We start from the raw sequence: 19399 nt of genomic DNA, 5'->3' as shown, positions 1-19399 counted from the left end.
GTACGGCGGTGCGGCGTCGTCCTTGCGTTGGCCGTCGCCGTGCTGGCCCTGTCCTCGACCCGACCGGCAGCAGCAGCTTGCGAGGGCGACGCACCCATCCCGGCGCCACCCGGTCCCTACCAACCGCACATCGTGAACGACGAGCCGTCTTTCGGTGAGCACGGCGACCAGTCTCTTCAGAGTGCGTACGGCACAACACCCCAGGTGTGGAACTACGACAACGGCTGCACGCCAGGCGCCGGGATCATGCCGAGCGTCGGCGCGGCATTGACCAACATCAGCTTCGACATCAGCGGTGCGCTGTCCGGATGGACTCAAGCGTTGCTCGAGTCGGTCATCGCGCCGGACTGGGCCGAGCCCCTGGACGAGCCCGTGGCTGAGGCGACGACAGCGGTCGCGAACGGCACGTGGACCCCATGGCTTGTGCTCGTGATGACGGTGGTGGCCGTGGTGGTCCTCTTCCGGTCACGCGAAGGTCACCTCAGTGGCGCGATCACTGCCACGGCGTGGGCCCTGCTCGTTCTTCTCGCGGTGTCCTGGGTGGTCAGCTATCCGACCGAGTCCGTCGAGGCCGTGGACGGCACCGTCCGCTCAGCGGTCGTGCAGATTGGCGACGGGTTCTCCGAGCAGGAGAGCAGCGGCGACACCGAGGAGGAGCGCGCACTGAGCAGCGTCGATCAGCAGATCGGGCTCGTCGTCGAGACGGTGCAATACCAGACGTGGCTCAAGACCGTGTTCGGGAGCGCGGATTCCGAGGTTGCCGAGAAGTACGGTCCCGCCACGTTCATAGCGACCCACTTCACGTGGGATGAGTGGGAGACCTACAACGAAGACCCGGACGGTGCCGGCGCCGAGATGCTCGAGCGGAAGGCGGACTCATTCAAGGCGATCGCCGAGGCGGTCAAGGACGAGGATCCGGCGGCATACAAGTACTTCACCGGCAGCCAGTGGGGCAGCCGGCTCAGCGCAGGTGCGATCTCGGTGCTCGTCATGTTCGTCGTGTGCGCGTTCCTCCTAGTCGCCGGACTCACGGTTCTCGCGGCATTCGCCGTGATCCGGTTGCTCGTGCCGTTCACACCCGCGCTCGGCGTGGTCTTTCTGCTCGACGTAGCCCGCGAGCGAGCGATCGACGTGTTCCGACGAGTCGGCGGCGTGCTGGTGATGGGACCGGCGTACTTCGTCGCGAGCCTGGTTCTCCTCCGCTTCTACGGAGCACTACTCACCGCCGACATGCCGTTTCTCCTGCGATTCGCCTTCGTGCTCGCACTCTCGGTGATCGCGTGGCGACTCCTGAAACCGGCATCGTCGCTGACGCGGATGCGCGTTCCCGGCCTGGCGCAGGTCCGGCGGTACGCGCGAGCACGACAGTCCGGTGGATCAGAGCCCGCCACGGCAGAGCCGCAGCCGTCGACCGGCGAGACGGCAGCTATGCCGTCCACCAGCTACCGACCGGTCTTCACAGGCGGCTCGTCCGAGCCAGTTGCCGCGCCCGAGCTGATGCCCGGCACATTCGTCGACCGCCCCGAGCCAGAGATTGTCGTCGTGCGCAAGCGCGATCCAGACGCACTCGAGGCGCCGAGCGGCCCTGGGGCCCATCGGCGTACGGTCCTAGCTGTCTCGGAGCGGCGGGGGCCCGAGCTGACAGCCCCCGCCCGTGCGGCGCGCATCGTCGCCGACGGCCAGAGAGAAGCCGAACCAACCGCCAATGCGCCGAGGCGCAGGATCGACCGGCTCCAGCCTGAGCCTCGTCGCGTCAACGAGTCCAACCTGATCCTCGACGACCAAGGGAATCGCGTCTTCGTCGTCTACGAGCCGGCCGGAGCCGGACACTGATGCGCACGACAACCCGCGGTGTCCTGTGGGAGGTCCTCGCACCTGTCGTGCGGTGGCCGCTGTACTCGCCAGCTCGTCTTGGTCTCGTTGCGTTGGCTCTACTTGGGGTGCTCTTCGCCGCCGGTGAGATCACGAGCACGTCCCACAGCGGCCAAACGAACGACGCGACGACCGCCCCCACCACTGCGCCCAGCACCGCGTCGCCCGAGGCGGGCAGCGAAGGCTCCGAGGAACCAGCACCAGGTACGCGGCGAGCGGTCGAACGGATCGCGCGCCAGTTCGTGGGCGATTACATCGACGTCCAGCTGCCACGCGAGGAGTGGCTCGACATGTTGGGCCACCGAGCGACACCGGCTCTGGCGGCTGCTCTCGAATCCGTCGAACAAGGCAACCTCGAGGCGGGCCGGCGGGTGGTCCGGGTCAAGGCTCAAGGTGTCGGCGCTACCGCGGCCTCGGTCGAGGTCACTACCGACGGCGGCGCCTTCACCGTCGACCTCGCGCATTCCGGTGTTCGATGGGAAGTTACCCGGGTCCTCCCGGCAGACCCAGACGCTGGCGAGTCCACCGAAGATCCCGCCGACAACTAGTCGCAATGATCGAGTACGTCCTCGTCGCCGTGTCGCGGCGCGAGCTAATCGGGCGGGTGATGAACGCCTTGGTCGCGCTCGTCCTGATGCTCGCGATCGGCGTCGTCACGCTGATTATCGTCGTCGCCGGGAGCGGCACCCAGCACGCCATCGAAGCGGCTGCCGCAGAGAGCAATTGCGACGACGGAACAGGCGACAATCTCTGGGTCGGCGACGTTCCGGCGATCGAGGACCTTTCGACGGAGCAGGCCGAGAACGCAGCGCTGATTGTTGCGGTGGCCGATCAACTCGCCGTATCTGAATACGGGATGGTGGTCGCGGTCGCCGTCGCCTGGCAGGAGTCGCGGCTGGTCAATGTCGACTACGGCGACCGGGACTCGCTCGGGCTCTTTCAGCAACGTCCGTCGACCGGCTGGGGCGCCCCCAGTCAGGTCACGAACCCGCGATTGGCGGCACGCGCGTTCTTCGGCCGAGCGCGACACACGTCCAACACGGGCCTCCTCGACATTCGTGGCTGGCAAACGATGCCGCTCGGAGAGGTCGCGCAGGCAGTCCAGCGATCCGCGGACCCCACCGGCAGCTGGTACGCCGACCACGAGCTCTTCGCCCGCCAGGTCGTCGCTCGACTGCTGACATCCGGATCTGACGGGCTCGACGGCACCGCCCCCGTCGCAGCCACCCGCCAAGGCACCGGGACGGACCACCGTCTGCGCGTCGTACACGCCAACATCCCCAACCGCTCCCCTGACTTTCCCTCGGCCCTCGGCACGGCGATCGCGCAACGCCCCGATCTGGTGTCCCTCAACGAGATGGCCGGTCGCTCTCCTGCACAGTTCACCCCGCCCGGCTACGCGTCGTGGCGAGGCGGCGACCGAGTGGACTACGGGCGCTCGCCCATCCAATCGATCTCCAACGCAGTTCTCTGGCGCACTGATCGCTGGACGAAGGTCGATGCAGGTCGTACGACGATCGTCCGCGGTGGCCCGCAGAAGTGGGACCAGCGGTACGCCGCGTGGGTCACCGTGCAGAGCGCCGACGCGGGACAGGTGTCAATGATCGCAACCCATCACATGATCAACCCGGCCAAGTACGGCCCGAACCGGCCGCTGCGACAGCGGCTCTACCTGGAGGGGATGCATCGACTCCAGGACCTCGTCGGCCGACTCTCGGACCACGGCCCGGTGTTCCTCGCCGGCGACATGAACAGTCAGTTCTCCGACAACGACCCCTGGGGCCCGCGTCGCACGCTCGCGGAGATCGGGATGACCTCCACGATGGACGTTCTCGGTCAACTCCAGACCCACGTCGGGGGCGGCACGATCGACTACATCTTCTTCCAGGACGAGGCCGCCCGACCTGTGCGCCAGTGGACGCGGCGCATCCCAAGCGACCACCGGGTTATCGGCGCCGACTTCCTGACGCAGGCAGGTGAAAGCTCGCCCCTGGGCGGACTGCTCTGCGGCACCGGCGCCGCGATGGACTGCCCGCAGACCCCTTGGCCCGACATGGAGGAGGGCCTCACTCCCGACGCACTCCGGGTTCTTCGGTGTCTGCACCAGCAGTTCCCAACCATCACGTCGTACGGCGGTGTCGGTACGCGGTCCAGCAATCCCGACTCGTCCCACGCCACTGGTCGTGCGGTGGACGCGATGATCCCGGGCTGGGACACCCCGGCCGGGCAGTCGCTCGGCGATCAGGCCGCCGATTGGGTTCGCACCAACGCCAGCGCGCTGGGCGTCAGCTACGTGATCTGGGACGCCCAGATCTGGTCGGTCGCGCGCAATAAGGAGGGCTGGCGGCCTTACACGCATCCCAGCGGCGCCTCTGACCCCACGAGCCTGCATCGCGATCACGTTCACGTCGATGTGTACGGCGACTCCGCCGGGACCGGCACCGGCGGCGGTCAATGGGTGATCCCCGTGGCCGGCGATTACACACTCACTGCCGAGTTCGGAGACTGTTCCGGGCTCTGGGTTGACTGCCATACGGGTCTCGACTTCGCCGCGCCGACCGGAACGGCCGTGCTCGCGGCATCCTCAGGCACAGTTGAGTTCGTTGGCCACGGTGGCCCCTACGGCACGCTCATCAAGATCTCGCACGGCAACGGCGTCGAGACCTGGTACGGCCACCTCAGCGCCACCGATGTCTCCGCCGGAACATCGATCGTTGCCGGTCAGCCGATCGGCCAGGTCGGTTCGACTGGCAACGCCACCGGCCCGCACCTCCATTTCGAGGTGCGCGAGCAGGGTGTCACGGTTGATCCAGCGCCGTTCCTCAATGATCGCGGCGTCATCGTGTAAGCGACTCAGCCCGGCGACGGAGTCTTCACGGTCCGTACGTCCGTCGCCCCTCAAGCGCGGCTCTTGCTGTGTTTGCCAACCTCGAAGCTCTTCGCCGCAGTGTTGAAATCGCTTCAGCGCCGGGCTGGTGCCTCGCGCGAGTCCAGGGGGCCCTGCCGACAAGCCCAAACCGTGATCGGCGCCTCGCGTGCTGGCACTCCGACCGCTACCGGCCGTGAACGACCATTGTCGGGTCGTCGACTCGCGCACGACGGCCGAGAGCATGGGCGATGCCCCGAGGCTTAAGGGCCCCACGGCCTCTGGGTCGGCTTGTGCCATCCAGCTGAGGTCTGCGGGTGGCGCCCGTTCGCAGGGCGACTACATGGTGCGCAGGAGGGACGCCGACGATCTCCCGATCGAAGTTGCCTAGTCCGTCAGGCGTCTGCGTGGTTGGACGGTATTTATAGCCTCAGATCTACTGAGCGACGAATTAGACCCCATACCTGCGGCCATGCTCGTCCGTAATCGATATCGGCACGTCGGCGGTGAATACGGCCATTATTCCTTCCGGAACGAACCCGATCTCGACATCTCCGGTGAGGAATGCGGTGCTTTCGATCGTTAGCCCGTTTCCCTGCCGGACCTCCACCTCGGTACCCCATGGCTCGAGGAATAGAATGCATGCTTCACCGTCGAGACATGTTACTTGAAGCTTCGGCGTGGGCGTACTGCGCAATCCCATTCCTACTCCTTATCCTCCTAGCCGACTGATAATGTCATCAAGGAGTTGCACGCGGACCGGTGCCGTCGTGCCTCCCTTTCCAGCGTCGACCGCGCCTTGGTAGAAACTGCGCAGAACCCGCGCGCTCTCCACAGTAAGCCCGGGAACCTGAGAGAGCTCATCCGCGCTCCGCGCCCCGATCAGCGCACGAGCGCCCTCCGTGCCTCGGCCCCAGATCATCTGTCCCCATGGCCCGAGTTTGTATCCCTCCGGAAGAACGGCCATGACATCGTCTAGCGAAGCCACCACGCGGGGCGCCGTAGACGTGGCAGCCCCCCTTCCAAGGAGGGCGCGAAGGGCTTGATATCCAGAGCGGCCGGCTACACCGAACTCACCGACTCCCACAAACATTGATGCGGTGAGGACAAGTTCGATGAATGACTTCAAGGTTGGGCCAGTACAGAGCGGGGTTGACGTCCCGGCGCCCCCGCAGTAGAGCTTTTTGACCTTCTCATAACCTCCGTCACCGCTCTGCGAAAGGAAGGTCTGGAAGTACCTGTCGAATGCGAACTGCTGCGCTTCCTCGGGCGACATTCCTGCCGCAAGGCCTTCTTCAGTCCACGCGTCTAGCGGCGCCGCCTCGTCCTCAGAAAGACCTGCGTATGGGTCGCCCGACGACCCCGAATCGGACCCCGAGTCGGTATCGTTGTTATTGGGATCAGCAGATCCGCACGAGGCCGTCTTGACGTTGCCGCTGACTGGTAGGTCCTTGCATCGGAGTCCGCTGGGGTCGACAGCAGCAATGGGGTTGTTGGCGGAGTAGGCGTACGGGTTGAAGGACTGCGGATTGCTAGGCACCAACAGGGGATCCGGCGTAGTGAGGATATTGAAACTGGCTTCGTAGTTGCGGTGGTCGAGCCTGATTCCGCCGGTGACGTCGTGGGGCTTGTTGAGGTATCCGCGTCCGTTAGTGGTGGTGGGAACGCTTGCTGCGCCGTCGACGACCGGATCGCCGAATGGGTAGTAGTTGGGTCGCTGGATCGTCCCTTCGCTGTGCGACCTGTGCTCATAGGTCAGACGCAGCGAGCCCTGGGTGTCGGCAAGTGGCCAGGTCCAGGCGGCGTCGGCGTTGCCGGCTGGGTTCGCTGTCGTACTGGTCTGGATCGCGACCGGAACACCGTCCAACGTTGCGAGGTTGCGGACGCTGGTGTCGTCGACGTCGACGCCGGTAGCAGTTCCGGTGTGAGTGCGAGTGACTTCAGTGCCGTCGGCACGGTAGAAGGTGGTGGCGACCTTGTTCCCGTCCTTGGTCCGTCGGACTAGCCGGGTTCCGTCTGCACGGTAGCCGTAGGTGTGGCTGGCAGAGTGGTTGTCGGTCGCGGTGACGCCGGCGAGTTGGCCGAGGTTGTTGTAGGCGTAACTGATCCCCCCGGAGATGGGTCCCTTGTTCGGCATTGGCCCGGGAGCCTGTTCGGTGGCGTCGCGGGTCCAGGCGGTGATCCGGCCCTGGCCGTCCATCTCGATCTGTCCGGGTGCGGGCAGCTCGGCCGGCCAGTTCTCGATCGTGTTCGCGTCTAGCGTTCCGGTCGGGTCGAGGTCGGTGGTGTGGTGGGGTCGGGTGCCATTGGTGTTGTCGTTGGCGTAGGTGATCGTCTCTCCGGCTCCGGCGACGCTGGTCAGTCGGTCGGCGTCGTAGGTGTAGCTCAGGTCGTAGGAGTCACCGACGACTAGGGTCGCCCCGGCGTGTTCGGAGCCCTCGGGCACTAGCGTGCTGCAGGTCTCGGTCGTGGCGGTCTTCGCGTTGACGAGCCGGTTGAGACCGTCGTAGCTATAGCACCAAGTGCTCTTCGTGTCGGCTCCACCGTGCGTGGTTTGGGCAGTCCCGGTGATGTGGGTGGGGTTGCCGACTGGGTCGTAGGCGTAGTCGAGCTCCAGTGCCCGGTACTCGGCGCCGGCGGTGCCACCAGGTGCGCCGGGGGTGATCCAGCCGCGAATGAGATTGGGGCGACCGGTCTGGCTTTCGTAGCTGTAGGTGCGGCGCAGCCCGGTGAGGAAGGTGTCGCCTGTGTACTTGCCTGAGGTGATCTCTGCGGGTCGTCCTAGGTCGTCGTATCCGACCTCTGCGGCGCGTAGCCCGGTGTCGCCGGTACTGTTTTTGATCCGCATTGTCTTCATTCGGCCGCCCGTGGTGTAGCTGTAGGCGACCTCCATCGGCGGAAGCTCGGGTGCTGACGGATAGGTAACGGTCTCCGGGAGCCCGGCCTGGTTGTACGACCTGGTCGTGGTGTGAGTGACCGTGTCGCTGCTGGTGGCCTCTTCGCCAGTGAGTGAGGCAGGGTAGGTTTCATAGGTCTTGATGGCCTGCCCGCGGGCGTCGTAGGAGGTGACTCCGGTGACGTAGGCACCCGCGATGGCCGGCGCTTCGCCGACCGCGTCGATGCCGGTGATCGGCTGCCTTACCGACGTGAGCCGGCCGGCGGACCTGGGAACGAGGCGGTTGTCGTAGCTCCACTCGGTCAGAACGGTGCCGGCCTCAGTTGCGGGGTCGGCAACGTCGGTAAGGTCATATTTCACTAAGGGCCGGGACAGGCGGTCATAGCGTGTCGCGATGACAGTGGCGGGGTTGGCGAGGCCGCCGATCGCAAAGGTCCGGACGCGCGTTGGGTTACCGGCGTCGTCGTACTCGGTTTCGGTGCGGCCGGTGTCGGGGTCGAACGCCTTGATCTGGCGCCCAGCCATGTCGTAGGTGTAGGTCCAGGTCGGCGATCCAGGCAGCCGCGGTTTGGTGGCGGAGCTGAGCTCGCCACGGGCGGTGTAGGTGTAGTCGACGATGTCGGTGGCGTGGTCGGCGTTGACCTTGAACTGTTGGACGCTGGTGGCCCGGTCCCACACGTCGACCTGGGTGCGGGTGAACCCGATCGCGGGCGCGTTGACCTCGGTCACGTCACCGCGGTACTGGGTGACCGTGGTGGCCGTGCCGTCGGGCAGGCGATCTTCCACGCTGATGGGGCGGCCCGCGGCGTCGTACTCGGTGAGTGAGTATCGAGCGACCGTCGCCGGGTCGGGGTTGACCAGCGCGTTGCCAGGCGTCCCGGGGTTGAGGACACCGGGCATCGTGTAACGGACCTGGCCGAGCTCGTCGTAGCCGGTGACCGAAACGATCCGCCCAGATCCCCCGGGCTGGGGGACCTGAGTCTCGAGCGTGCGACCCCAGCCATCGATGTAGGTATAGGACTCGTCGTAGATCTCATCGCCGGCGGTCCCTGGGGACGTGTCGGTGCGCAAGGTCTTGGTGCGAACCCGCGACGGGATCTCGCCAACGGGCCAAGAATAGGTGTAACTGGTCGAGGGATGGCCGGCGTTGTGTTCCCGGGACCGTCCGGGCAACCACACATCGACAGGTCGACCGAGCGGGTCGTAGGCGATCGAGGTGGTCGCGTCGTCGTCGCTCTGGGCTCCGCTGGCGCCCGTGACGACACGGGTGGGGACGCCACGGCCAGGCAGGTAATGAGTTGTGCTGATCAGGTCGTTGAGGGCGTCGTTCTCGCGCTGCAGCACGTCGTGCTGGATGGTCTTCACCTCCGCGACTGGCAACGCGTCCCCGGAGCCCGGGTTGTAGTTGGTGGTGGTGGTCAGGACGTTGCCCGAGCCACCCGGGGTGCGGGTCTCGATGACGCGGCCGTAGGTGTCGTAAGTCGCGTAGGTGTTAATGGTGTGGAGGCCGGCCCACCCCAGGACGTCGGAGGTCCACTGCTTGGTTTGCGTGGGCAGGCCACGGTCCAGAGAACCGCCCTTGTCATAGATGACCTGGGTACGAGCGACCACGTTGCCGCCACCGTCGCCGTCGCGGTTGGGGCAAACGCCGTTGTGCAACTGCTCGGTCGCTGGTACCCGGATCCACTTCCCGGGGGCAGAGTCGTAGTCAGTGAACTCGCAGGTCCCATCGGTGCCGCTGGCAGCATCGCCGAGGTCGTGAACTGTCTGCACTGCGCCGACCAGCAGGTCCAAAGCGCCGTCCTCGAGCGACGGGTCGCCGACACCGTCGCCGATCACGTCGTAGGAGATGCTGTGCTTGCGCTGGCCGGTCGGATCGCCAGCTTCGTCGAACAGCTGGGTCGTGGTCGTGACCGAGTTCTCGTATCGGATTCTGGCCTGCCGCTTGAGCTTGTCGTCCTGCGCGGTCGGGATGACGCCGTAGTCAGTGAAGGTGCGTTCGATCAGGGTCCCGAGCGGACGTAGGATGCTGGTCTCGGCGGTCAGGCCTTCCAGCCAGGCGTGATCCTCTTCGCTCTTGTGGTTCTCCCCGGTGTGCTCCTCAGAATCGATGTACTTCGGTGAAGTGGCGACGGCGCCGTCTGCGTTTTCGACCTGATCCGGATTTTGGGGCGCTCCGCTCATACCCCGGAACCGGACCGTCTTCGTCCGGGCGACGTCACCTTCCATCAGGTCACCGCGTGGACCGGTCTTGCGGGTGTGGACCACTGTGGTTTCATAGCCGCGCCAGTCCGACCAGGACTCATCGGCGGTGGGGGTGTTGTTGCTGCCAGCGAACCGCCAGGATGGATTACCTCGGTACTCGTAGTCATAGACGCGTCGCTTGGCGACCGTTACCGGCTTGTTCGAGGTCCAGTTGGTGCCCAGGCCGAGGCTGTTGTCGCCGAGGCTGACCTGGGTCACGACGTACTTGTGGAACCAGGTGAAGACCGATTTGTCATCGCTCGGTCGTGACCATTGGACGGCGAAGCAGTCCTTGTCCGATCCCCACCGAAACCGGTTCTCGACGTAGGGCACGTCGCATGCGTTGGACCCGTTCGGTCCGCCGTGACCGTAGTCGACGTCGATCAGGCCGCCGAGCTCGTTGTGGACGCGGTCGATGCGCATCTTTGCGTACTTGCCGGGTTCGGTGCCGGCAGGGATGCGGTTGTTCTTCGAGACCGCGGCGAAGTCGATCGCCGGCATTGTTGCAGTTGTGGTGCCTGAATGACCGATGCGAATGATCTTGTTCAACCAAAGGTCACGTGGCGATTCCCCGTCCGCGCCGTCGGGGTCGGGCATCGTGTACTCGAGCTTGTACTCATCAACCAGCCGCATCATTCCTTCGTCGCGCACGCGGGTGGTGATCCGGTCGTAGCGGTTGGTGGTGAAGAACGACGGCCCGACGGGGCATTCGTTCGACCCCTGATAGCAGATGAGGTCGACCGGGACGTCGGGCCACTGGCCCGGGCTGGCCTTGGGGTCGTCGCAGGTCCCCGCCCCATCCAGCAGCCCCGTACAGCGCCGTTCGCGGGTGATGTCCACGACCTGCTGAGCGCCGAAATCGCCATTGAACCCGTACTCGACCTTCGTCAGCATCCCGCCTCGGTCATAGGTGCTGCGGGCACCAGAGTCGAAGGGTCGGCCCCAACGGCCGTAGACGTTCTGCTCAGAGGTGTAACTGAACCGGATCACGTTGCCAGAGGTGTCCACGATCTTGTCCAGGTTCCACCGCCACCCCTGCTGACACCACCGGGCGGCGGCGGTCTTGTTGGCGTCATAGCATGGCTCGCCCGGGTCGTTCCCATACACGGGCACCGTCCATACCGAGTCCTGCCCGGCGTGCCCCCATCCGAACCAATACTCGGTACCGTCTGGGGAGGTGACCCGGAAACCCTCGTCGTTGTCATCCTCGTTCGAGGGTCGAACCGCGAGGTCGCTGGAACCACTGAAGCGCTGGATCCGCCAGCCAGGGTCGTTCTTCAACCGGTACTGGTTGTCGCCGGAGCGCGTGTCGATCAGACGCCCCGAGTGGCCGTTGAACGACAACGACAGTTCCTCGACAAGCGTGTCCCCGTTCGGGCCAGACTTCTCCTTCCAACACATGTCACCCAAGGACGGGTTGTTCTCGTCCTCCTGGCACGAGCCATAGGAGCGGGAGATGTAACCCGGCTCGAACACCCAGCCGACGCCGGCCGGCGAGGCCTGGCCGTTGGTCGCCGTGGTCATCCCGTCCACCGCCGCGGAGGAGTACGCCAGCGCCAGGTCAGGGGAGGCGCCGCCCACCGGAGGCGGGACCTGGAACGGGTACGAGTAGGAGAACTCGCCCGACCCCACTCCGGTCTGCCACTCCCCAGCTGGCGACAACGGCGCAGGACCGTATCCGCCCGGTGCCGATGACACCGTGTAGGCGGTGGCTCCGGCCGCCGCCGGTGCCGCAGCGGCCTCGATCGTGGCCTCGCGACCCGTGTCGTTGCCCGCGGCCGGGTCGATCGCCTCAGTCAGGTCCTCACCGGCCGCGACAAGCGCTGGGTCCAACGTCGTGAACGTCAGCGTGTTCGAACCGGTGTCATTGATCGCGGCTACGTCCACACCCTCGCCACAATCTGGGACGGGATTCGCCTCCAGCGCGCACACCGGGACAGCGCGGACAACCAGCCGGTCGGCCCAGTTCCCGCCATAGATGTCTGCGAAGTCGTTGTAATCGAGCCGCACGCGCACGCCCTCGACCGGATCTCCCGGCTCGATCATCTCCACCTCGGGTGCAGGATCGTCTAGGTCCAGCGGCGAGACCTCGCCGGCGGCGACCACCTCGACGGCCACCACGCCGACGTCAAGGTCGGCCGGCTGCTCCACCGAAACCACCACCTCTGGAACCGCTTCGCCGACCGGTGTCGATGGCTCGGTCGTGGGCGTGGTGGTGGACGTTTCGCTGGGCGACCCAGTCGGGCTACTCGACGGTTCGCCGGTCGGATCCGAAGTCTCGCTGGGGTCGAGAGCCGCCGCGGGATTCTCCGTGGGCGCCTCCGGAGTGGGATCTGCCGAGGGAGTGGGGCTCGCCGTCTCTGACGGAGAAGGCTCATCCGTCGACTCGGGCTCCTCATCAGCCGGAGGGTCGGTCGGCAGCTCTTCCGCGACCTCCGCCGGGACCCGCACCTCCACCGGCATCGCCGGCACATCGGCCCACTCCGACACCGCCGGGATGGTCGTCTCCGCATCTGTCGGCAAGTCATCCAGGCTGTCCGTCAGACCATCGATCGACTCCGCCGGATCGTCCACCTCAGGGAGCGGGTTGACCGGCACCGACGGCGTGTCGGGCAGGTTACCGCCGTCGATCTCCTCTGCAGCCGCCGCAATCTGCGGCGTGAGCGGCGCGGGAACCACAGACAGACCACCGAGCGCCACCGCCAGCATCACAACGAACAGCAGCACAGAAACAACGCGAGTACGCACCAAGAGCCCTTCCCGAGAGGGTTGGGCCCTCTATCCCGAAATGTTCAGCCTTGTTATAGAACCTCGGATGCTGTTCTGTCCTGAGAATCAGGAATGTCAGGACCTTGGCTGTCCGATTGCTGCCATGACCGGGTCCGCTTGGCAGGCTGGGACGGCTTCACGACTGGTAGGCCGATCGTGCGGGGCGACAAGGGGGACTGAGATCGCGATCAGGCGACAGGCGGGACCTCAACCTGTCGTCGCGTGGCGTCGTTCGTCAGACTCGAACCATGTGGTCGGTGGAGAGGTCCCAAGAGATTGCGCGGGAATTCATGCTGGGCTCCGGCGACCGCTGGTCACACACCGTTGCCGTCGGGCAGGCCGCGGAGCAGTTGGCTGAGCAATCCGATCTGGTGACCGACGTCTTGATATCCGCCGCCTGGGTTCACGACATTGGATACGCCGCCGAACTAGTCGACTCGGGGATGCATGCCGTCGACGGTGCACGTGCTCTTCTACGTCTCGGAGCGCCGGATCGCGTAGTGGCCCTGGTTGCGCACCACACCGGCGCCAGGTTAGAGGCAGAAGAGCGCGGCCTCTTGAGCGAGTGGATGGAGATGCCGACCCCGAATCGTCTCTCACTCGACATCCTGACGCTCATCGACCTATCCACGAGTCCGACTGGTCAACCCGTGATGGCAGTGGACCGAATCACGGAGATCCTCAACAGGTACGACGATGACCACCCCGTGCACCGCGCCGTCACCCGCTCGCAGGGAGAACTGCTCGCGTCTTCGGCTCGGGGGCGCACGGTTCTCGGTCTAGCCGATGACTGGCCGATCGGATCCGCTCAAAGCGTGCGCGATGCGGAGCCGCATCGACGGATGCAGTTCTAGGTCATCGATCTCGGCGGGCGTGACCCAGACGACTTGGTCGCTCTCGGAGCTGGTTCGGGCTTCGCCGCCCAGGAGACGGGCGCGGAAAGCGATCGAGAACTGCTGGCGCACCTCGCCGTCGTCGTACGCCATGACGTGACCGGGATTGGTGTACGTGCCGGTGATGGTCTCGACGGCAACGTCGTAGCCGGTCTCCTCCTTGACCTCACGGACGACGGTGTCGGCGATCGATTCACCGATCTCGTGCCCGCCGCCGGGAAGCGCCCACTTGTTGTTGTCGGTCTTGTGGATCATCAGCACGCGACCCTGCTGGTCTTGAACGATTGCCACGACGGAGGGCACCACACTATTGGCTTTAGGAGCATCGGGGTCGTCGACATAGTCGATGCGCGCCATGCCAGCAGCGTACGTCGAATCGCGTTCAGGGCGCCGGGACGGCGGCCTCCCAAGTCTTCTCGAAGCTGCTCATGTAGTGCGTGAACAGGCGGCCGCCGGCGACTTTCCGGAGGTGTAGGACGGGCGAGTGGCTGGCTGGCGCGCCGAGCGCATGGACGTTCGCGAGCACGGTGTCGTCGAATCGGAAGAGTGACGCGTAGAGCGTGCTGCCATGCTGTCGGGCGTCGATACCTGGCTGTTGCAGGAACGGCATCCAATAGGCCCACGTGAGGCGACACCTGCTGACCAGAAGGTCACCGATGCCCTCCTCCCTTCCTCGAAGCTCGAGCGCGGGAGACTCCGGATCTCCGAACAGGAGACGGACCCGCACTCCGTGGCGGGCCTTCGCAGCCAGCTGCTCCGCGAAGTCCGGGAGCGCGTCGTGGAAGAAGCTCCCAGCAAAAGCGAGCAGATCGACCTGATCGGTGGCGCGCTCAAGCAAGCCTTCCCACACATCGATAGGAACCGAGCCCCGGTTCGGATACAGCGTGACGAACTCCGCCTCGCTCGCCGCGAGATTGCGGGGATCGGACTTGGTCGACGGCCACAGGAACGCCTCGTCGTCGCCGAGTAACGCGGCCACCTTGAGTCGATGGGTTCGGTGCGGGACCCGGCCGGTCGAGATCCAGCGCTCAACGGTTTTCGGGTCGACGCCGATCTGCTCGCTTAGGTCCGCTTGGGTCACGCCCGCGGAGACCAAGGCGCTCCGGAGCCGCTCGTTCGACATATGCCCTCCCGAGACGAATAGGGACGTTTCGACGGTCGCACGGACGTCCCCAAACGTCCAGCGGTGCGGTGTCTTGTCCACAGCCGCTGCGGTCTGGTGGAGCTGAGCCGCCCGGCTCAACAACCAAGCGAGAGGCAACACGACATGAGCACCTATGCGATTGACAGTGACCGGCAGACGATGGTGGCGACCGGGATCGTGTCACCGGTCTTCGAGTGGATCGAGACGCCCGACGGAAAGCGGCGTCCGGGCGAGATCCAGGCACGGGACGAGGACACCGGCATGCCGTTGTGGAACGTCGAGGTTTCGTTCCGCGTGTCCATGTTCGGTCGCGAGTCGACGGTGAACGCGAACGTCGGTGTGGGAGCCGTGGAGAAGCCAGAGCCGGCCATGTACAGCCCCATCGTGTTCGACGGCCTCGTCGTCTCGGTGCGACTCAACAAGAACGGCGGCTTCACCGAGTACTGGTCGGCCGACGGCGTCAAGGACTACAAGCGCGAGCCCGTCCGCGCCCGGGGCGTCGGGACCGAGAAGCCGGGTGAGTCGAAGGCGGTCGCGTGATGGGCACCGGACTCATGCGCGTCTCCACCCACGAGCTTGCCTGGGTGGTCGCCGTGCTCGATCAGATGCCGGCGGTCGACGTCCTGTCGCTGCGCGCCGAGCCGGCCACCTTCGAGGTCGGCGGCAGCCGGTTGCCGATGGTCGAGGTGGCGATTCAAGCCTCAGCGTGGGAGGACGCGATCCTGCTCGCCACTGCGCTCGGTCTGCGAGAGATCGATGGCCACTACGCCGATGGCCTCTATGGCCGGTCGGTATGGCGCACCTGGGTCGGCTGGGTGCCGGAGGCGTCCCGGGTGGAGCCGGTCCAGGTGAAGGTCACCGCTTCCGAGCTCGAGCACGAGCTGCCCACGCTCTTCGATGCTCTCGAGGCGTTCGGCAAGGACCGTGGCGCCGCTGAAGGGGTGGCGTGATGAGCAACGTCCTGGATTCACTGTCGGAGGCCACGGGCGCGTTGAAGGATGCGACCGATCGTGCCGAGGTCGCCTACCGGTCTCTGGAGTACGTCGCGCCGAAACTGGCGGAGGAGGCGCGGCGCCTGGCTCTCCAGGCCGAGGACGTGCTGGTCCGGGTCGCCCACGCCCAGGAGGCGCTGTCGGGGGTCTCGTTATGACGAGTGTGACCGAGGATCTGAGCCTCGCCATGAACGAACTGATCGACGCGAGATCGTCGATACACGCCGCGAAGCAGCTGGTCGAGCAAATCTCGCCCGGTCAGGCATCTGAGCTGGCTGACCTGCAGCGGGCGACCACCGACGCTGTGAACCGGCTATTGCGAGTGCAGGCGACCCTGACGGGAGCGGGGCTGTGAACGGCGCGCCGGCGATCATCCTGAAACTCAGCCAATTGATGCGGGCTTGCTGGTGGTGGCTGATGGTCCGGCTCCGCTGGCGGCGGGTGTGCCGACAGAACCGACTCGCCGATCGGCGGGTGCCCAGTCGTCTGCGTCTCAGGGCAGACGACCGGCGAGAGTTTGGCTGGTGGCGGGACCGATGGGTGACACCAACGCTGTGTCACGTTCGGGTCCGTGGCCACGCGATGCGGCTGACCATCCGTGCCCGCCCGGGGCAGACGGTGACCGAGCTCGAGGAAGGCGCGGAACGATTGGCAGCGACGTACGACGCGCATGCCTTCCGCACGTGGGTCCATCCGCGCCGTCCAGGCTCGACAGTGGTAGTCGAACTGGTCATGCGCGACTTGCTCACGCAACCCGCCACCGCAAGCGAGCCTGAGCCGGAGGCGGTCTACGACGCCGTCAGCTTAGGCAGAACTCAAGGCGGCGGGAGGTGGCAGATACAGGTCCGCGGTCGACACACGTTGTGCGTAGGCGCCTCCGGCTCCGGCAAGGGATCGGTGCTCTGGGGGATCGCTTGCGGTCTCGCCCCCGCGGCGGCATGCGACCTTGTGCGGCTATGGGGCATCGATCTCAAACGCGGCGTGGAACTGGCCATCGGAGCGGACCTCTTCGAACACCTCGCCTACACCCCCGAGGAGGCGCTCCAGATCCTGCGCAACCTGATCGATGTGATCGACGAGCGGGGAGGCGAAATGGTCGGAAAGACCCGTCTCCACGAACCCACGGTGGGCGACCCCCTGCAAGTCCTGGTGATCGACGAGCTCGCGGCGCTCACGGCCTACGCGCCTCTCGACGTACGCCGGGAGGCCGACAAGTTGCTCGGCGTGATCCTCACTCAGGGCCGCGCACTCGGCGTCGTCGTGGTGGCGTTCGTTCAGGATCCGCGCAAAGAGGTCGTGGGCATGCGCTCGCTCTTTACGCAGACCGTCGCCCTGCGGCTGCGGTCCGGCGATGAGACGGCGATGGTTCTTGGCGACGGCATGCACCGGCTCGCGCCCGCCCATCGGATCAATCCCTCGCGCCCCGGCACCGGGTGGGTGGTCGAGGACTCCGGAGCGGTCGACCGGGTCCGCGCGGACTACTGGCCCGATTACCTGATCCGAACCCTGGCTGGCCGGTACGGCGGGCACTGCGACGGCGAACCCACCTCGGAAACAACTCCCACGATCCTGGAAGGAGCGGTCCGATGACCGTTGTGATGTTCGTGCTGATGCTGAGCATTCCCGTGGCTATGGTCGCTAAGGGAAACAAGCTCCACTTCGTCCTGATCGCCCTGTGGGGTTTCTTCCTCGGAATGACGCCCCTCGGCCCCGACATCGCCGATCTGTGCAACCAGGCCGGCGAGGCGATCGCAGGATCGGTGTCCCAATGACCCGCGGTGGAACCACCGGCCCCAGGCTGCGTCGGTCGCGCCGCGGCCCATCGCGAAGGTGGATGCTGCTCGGCGCTTGCCTCGAGGCACCGGATCTTCCGTGGCTGGCCGACCGAGCCTCGATGGCGGACACGACGAAGATGCGGGCAGTGTGCGCCGCATGCCCCGTGCGCCATCACTGCGCCGACTACGCAGATGCGGCCGGCATCGTCGGCGGGTTCTGGGCCGGGCGCGCGCGATGGGACGTTTCGGCCCAGATCGACCGAGTCAGCTAGGGACGAACGGACATCGCTGTGCTCGGCTCAGTTCCACGACTGGCGGACGACCCGGCGATCGTTCGTGCGGCGGCGGAGTCCCAGGGCGTATGCGTTCGCCCGATCTTGCGCGAGCTGGTCGATACCGTCACCGGCACCACGCAGACGGTCGTCCTACCGTGCGGTTCGACCCGCGCAACGGTCTGTAAGTCGTGCGCGGACAAGGCACGCCGACTGCGGATGCAGCAATGCCGCGAGGGATGGCACCGGGATCGCGACGACGACCTCGAACCCGGTTCGACCCAGCACGACGAGGACGAGGACAACGAAGACGAAGACGACGACGCCGAAGGTTCGGATCGCCGGGTCCGTTCGACGAGGCGACGTCAGGACGCACCAGATCTGCCGCGGGTCGAGATGGCCGCGACCACCATCGGCCGAATCCTGACCTCACCGAACGGCCGCAGCTATCGGCCCTCGATGTTCCTCACGCTGACACTCCCCTCCTACGGAAAGGTCCACGACGACGGCACCCCGGTCGACCCAAGCACCTACGACTACCGGCGGGCTGCGCTGGATGCGATGCACTTCTCCAAGCTGGTCGACCGGTTCTGGCAGAACCTGCGCCGCTGCGCGGGCTACAAGGTCCAGTACTTCTCCGCCGTCGAAGCCCAACGCCGGCTCGCACCCCATCTGCACGCCGCGGTCCGCGGGGTCATCAAGCGCTCCGTGGTGTTGCAGGTGATCCGGGCGACCTACCACCAGGCCTGGTGGCCGCCCTTCGACACCCCGATCTATCTCGGCCATGCCGTCCCCTTGTGGGACCACCGCCACCAGGCCTACGTCTGCCCATGGACCGGCGCACCGTTGCGGACCTGGGAGTCCGCGCTCGACGACCTCGACGCCCAACTCGAGGCCGACCCATCCACCACGCCTGCGCACGTCGTCCGTTTCGGCAAGCAGGCGGACTACAAGTGGTTGATCGCCGACTCCACCCGCACCCAACGTGCCGTGGGGTATCTGACCAAATACCTCACCAAGTCGGTCGCCGACACCTACGGCGACCCCGACCTCCTCACTGTTCGGCAACGAGCGCACCTCGACCGGCTCAACCACGAAACCAGATGGCTGCCCTGCGGGCCGGAATGCGGCAACTGGCTGCGGTACGGGATCCAACCGAAGAACGCCACCGAGGGTCTCGAGCCCGGCACCTGCCGGCGCGCCGCACACGATCCGGAGAACCTTGGGTACGGCGGTCGCCGCGTCCTGGTGTCTCGGCAGTGGACCGGCAAGACCCTCACCGAACACCGCGCGGACCGCGCCGAGGTCGTGCGCCAAGTCCTGCTCGAGGCCGGCGTCGAGCTGCCCGACCGGGACCGGATGAGCGCCACCGCGACGGGACCGGACGGCCAGATCCGCTACGAGTGGCGACCGGTGAGCTTCAAGGACGTCGACATCCGCCTGTGGAAACACGCCATCCTCGCCTCCGTACGGGAAAGGATCAGGTGGAGAACCCAATACGAAGCAGCCAAACGAGCCGGACCACCGGAAACCCCGAACCCGCCGACGGACCCCCGCGGCCTCCCGACAACCAGCACGCCTGTGGTCTCCGGGATGGCTGTCAAGGGTGGCCGAAGGCCATCGCGAAGCGACGCGAAGCGCCCTTGACCGCCAGCACGGAGACCCAACCATCCACG

Annotated in this window: 15 protein-coding genes; 12 read left to right on the top strand and 3 right to left on the bottom strand. The window is 66.1% G+C overall.

Annotated features, from left to right (window positions below):
- The first annotated feature begins 132 nt into the window (after positions 1–132).
- The 3 genes from HNR19_RS01470 to HNR19_RS01460 all read left to right on the top strand — a co-directional run bounded on the left by HNR19_RS01470 (position 133) and on the right by HNR19_RS01460 (position 4720).
- Positions 133–1833, top strand: a complete 1701-nt coding sequence (locus tag HNR19_RS01470; RefSeq protein ID WP_179666222.1) for a YML083C domain-containing protein — start codon at positions 133–135, stop codon at positions 1831–1833.
- Positions 1834–1940: 107 nt separating this feature from the next.
- A complete protein-coding gene (locus tag HNR19_RS01465) occupies positions 1941–2420 on the top strand; it encodes a hypothetical protein (protein ID WP_179666221.1) in 480 nt (159 codons plus the stop codon).
- Between the two features lie 5 nt (positions 2421–2425).
- Positions 2426–4720 carry a peptidoglycan DD-metalloendopeptidase family protein gene (locus HNR19_RS01460; protein WP_179666220.1) on the top strand — a complete coding sequence of 765 codons (2295 nt, stop codon included), beginning with the start codon at positions 2426–2428 and terminating at the stop codon, positions 4718–4720.
- Between the two features lie 730 nt (positions 4721–5450).
- Here the strand turns inward: HNR19_RS01460 and HNR19_RS01455 are convergent.
- A complete protein-coding gene (locus tag HNR19_RS01455; protein ID WP_179666219.1) occupies positions 5451–12605 on the bottom strand; it encodes an RHS repeat-associated core domain-containing protein in 7155 nt (2384 codons plus the stop codon).
- 290 nt (positions 12606–12895) lie between these two features.
- Here HNR19_RS01455 and HNR19_RS23670 point away from each other — a divergent pair, with 290 nt between their 5' ends.
- Entirely contained in the window at positions 12896–13501 is a 606-nt protein-coding gene (locus tag HNR19_RS23670) for an HD domain-containing protein (RefSeq protein ID WP_179666218.1), read from the top strand.
- Here HNR19_RS23670 and HNR19_RS01445 read toward each other — a convergent pair.
- Both HNR19_RS01445 and HNR19_RS01440 read right to left on the bottom strand, forming a co-directional pair.
- Complete coding sequence (locus HNR19_RS01445; RefSeq protein ID WP_179666217.1) at positions 13427–13897, bottom strand: NUDIX hydrolase; 471 nt, start codon at positions 13895–13897, stop codon at positions 13427–13429. The genes HNR19_RS23670 and HNR19_RS01445 overlap by 75 nt on opposite strands.
- A 25-nt stretch (positions 13898–13922) precedes the next feature.
- Positions 13923–14663 carry an XRE family transcriptional regulator gene (locus HNR19_RS01440; protein ID WP_179666216.1) on the bottom strand — a complete coding sequence of 247 codons (741 nt, stop codon included), beginning with the start codon at positions 14661–14663 and terminating at the stop codon, positions 13923–13925.
- A 144-nt stretch (positions 14664–14807) separates the two neighbouring features.
- On the opposite strand from HNR19_RS01440, the gene HNR19_RS01435 reads away from it, so the two are divergent.
- The 8 genes from HNR19_RS01435 to HNR19_RS01400 all read left to right on the top strand — a co-directional run bounded on the left by HNR19_RS01435 (position 14808) and on the right by HNR19_RS01400 (position 19370).
- Positions 14808–15224 carry an L-type lectin family protein gene (locus HNR19_RS01435; RefSeq protein ID WP_179666215.1) on the top strand — a complete coding sequence of 139 codons (417 nt, stop codon included), beginning with the start codon at positions 14808–14810 and terminating at the stop codon, positions 15222–15224.
- 44 nt (positions 15225–15268) lie between these two features.
- A complete protein-coding gene (locus tag HNR19_RS01430) occupies positions 15269–15634 on the top strand; it encodes a hypothetical protein (RefSeq protein WP_179666214.1) in 366 nt (121 codons plus the stop codon).
- The gene (locus HNR19_RS01425) at positions 15634–15834 is read left to right on the top strand and encodes a hypothetical protein (RefSeq protein WP_179666213.1); all 201 of its coding nucleotides are present in this window, start codon (positions 15634–15636) and stop codon (positions 15832–15834) included. The genes HNR19_RS01430 and HNR19_RS01425 overlap by 1 nt, the downstream gene beginning before the upstream one ends.
- Before the next feature lie 29 nt (positions 15835–15863).
- Positions 15864–16031 (top strand): hypothetical protein, encoded by a 168-nt coding sequence (locus HNR19_RS01420; RefSeq protein WP_179666212.1) that lies wholly within the window; start codon positions 15864–15866, stop codon positions 16029–16031.
- Between the two features lie 263 nt (positions 16032–16294).
- Positions 16295–17266 carry an FtsK/SpoIIIE domain-containing protein gene (locus HNR19_RS01415; protein ID WP_218910104.1) on the top strand — a complete coding sequence of 324 codons (972 nt, stop codon included), beginning with the start codon at positions 16295–16297 and terminating at the stop codon, positions 17264–17266.
- Positions 17263–17448 carry a hypothetical protein gene (locus HNR19_RS01410; RefSeq protein ID WP_179666211.1) on the top strand — a complete coding sequence of 62 codons (186 nt, stop codon included), beginning with the start codon at positions 17263–17265 and terminating at the stop codon, positions 17446–17448. The genes HNR19_RS01415 and HNR19_RS01410 overlap by 4 nt, the downstream gene beginning before the upstream one ends.
- Positions 17445–17723 carry a WhiB family transcriptional regulator gene (locus tag HNR19_RS23665; protein ID WP_425490629.1) on the top strand — a complete coding sequence of 93 codons (279 nt, stop codon included), beginning with the start codon at positions 17445–17447 and terminating at the stop codon, positions 17721–17723. The genes HNR19_RS01410 and HNR19_RS23665 overlap by 4 nt, the downstream gene beginning before the upstream one ends.
- 18 nt (positions 17724–17741) lie before the next feature.
- The gene (locus HNR19_RS01400) at positions 17742–19370 is read left to right on the top strand and encodes a replication initiator (protein ID WP_343047001.1); all 1629 of its coding nucleotides are present in this window, start codon (positions 17742–17744) and stop codon (positions 19368–19370) included.
- Positions 19371–19399 lie beyond the last annotated feature (29 nt).

Source organism: Nocardioides thalensis (genome assembly GCF_013410655.1).
Taxonomy (GTDB): domain Bacteria; phylum Actinomycetota; class Actinomycetes; order Propionibacteriales; family Nocardioidaceae; genus Nocardioides; species Nocardioides thalensis.
The sequence above is the reverse complement of the archived record's forward strand: the minus strand, read 5'-3'. Positions and strand labels throughout refer to the sequence as shown.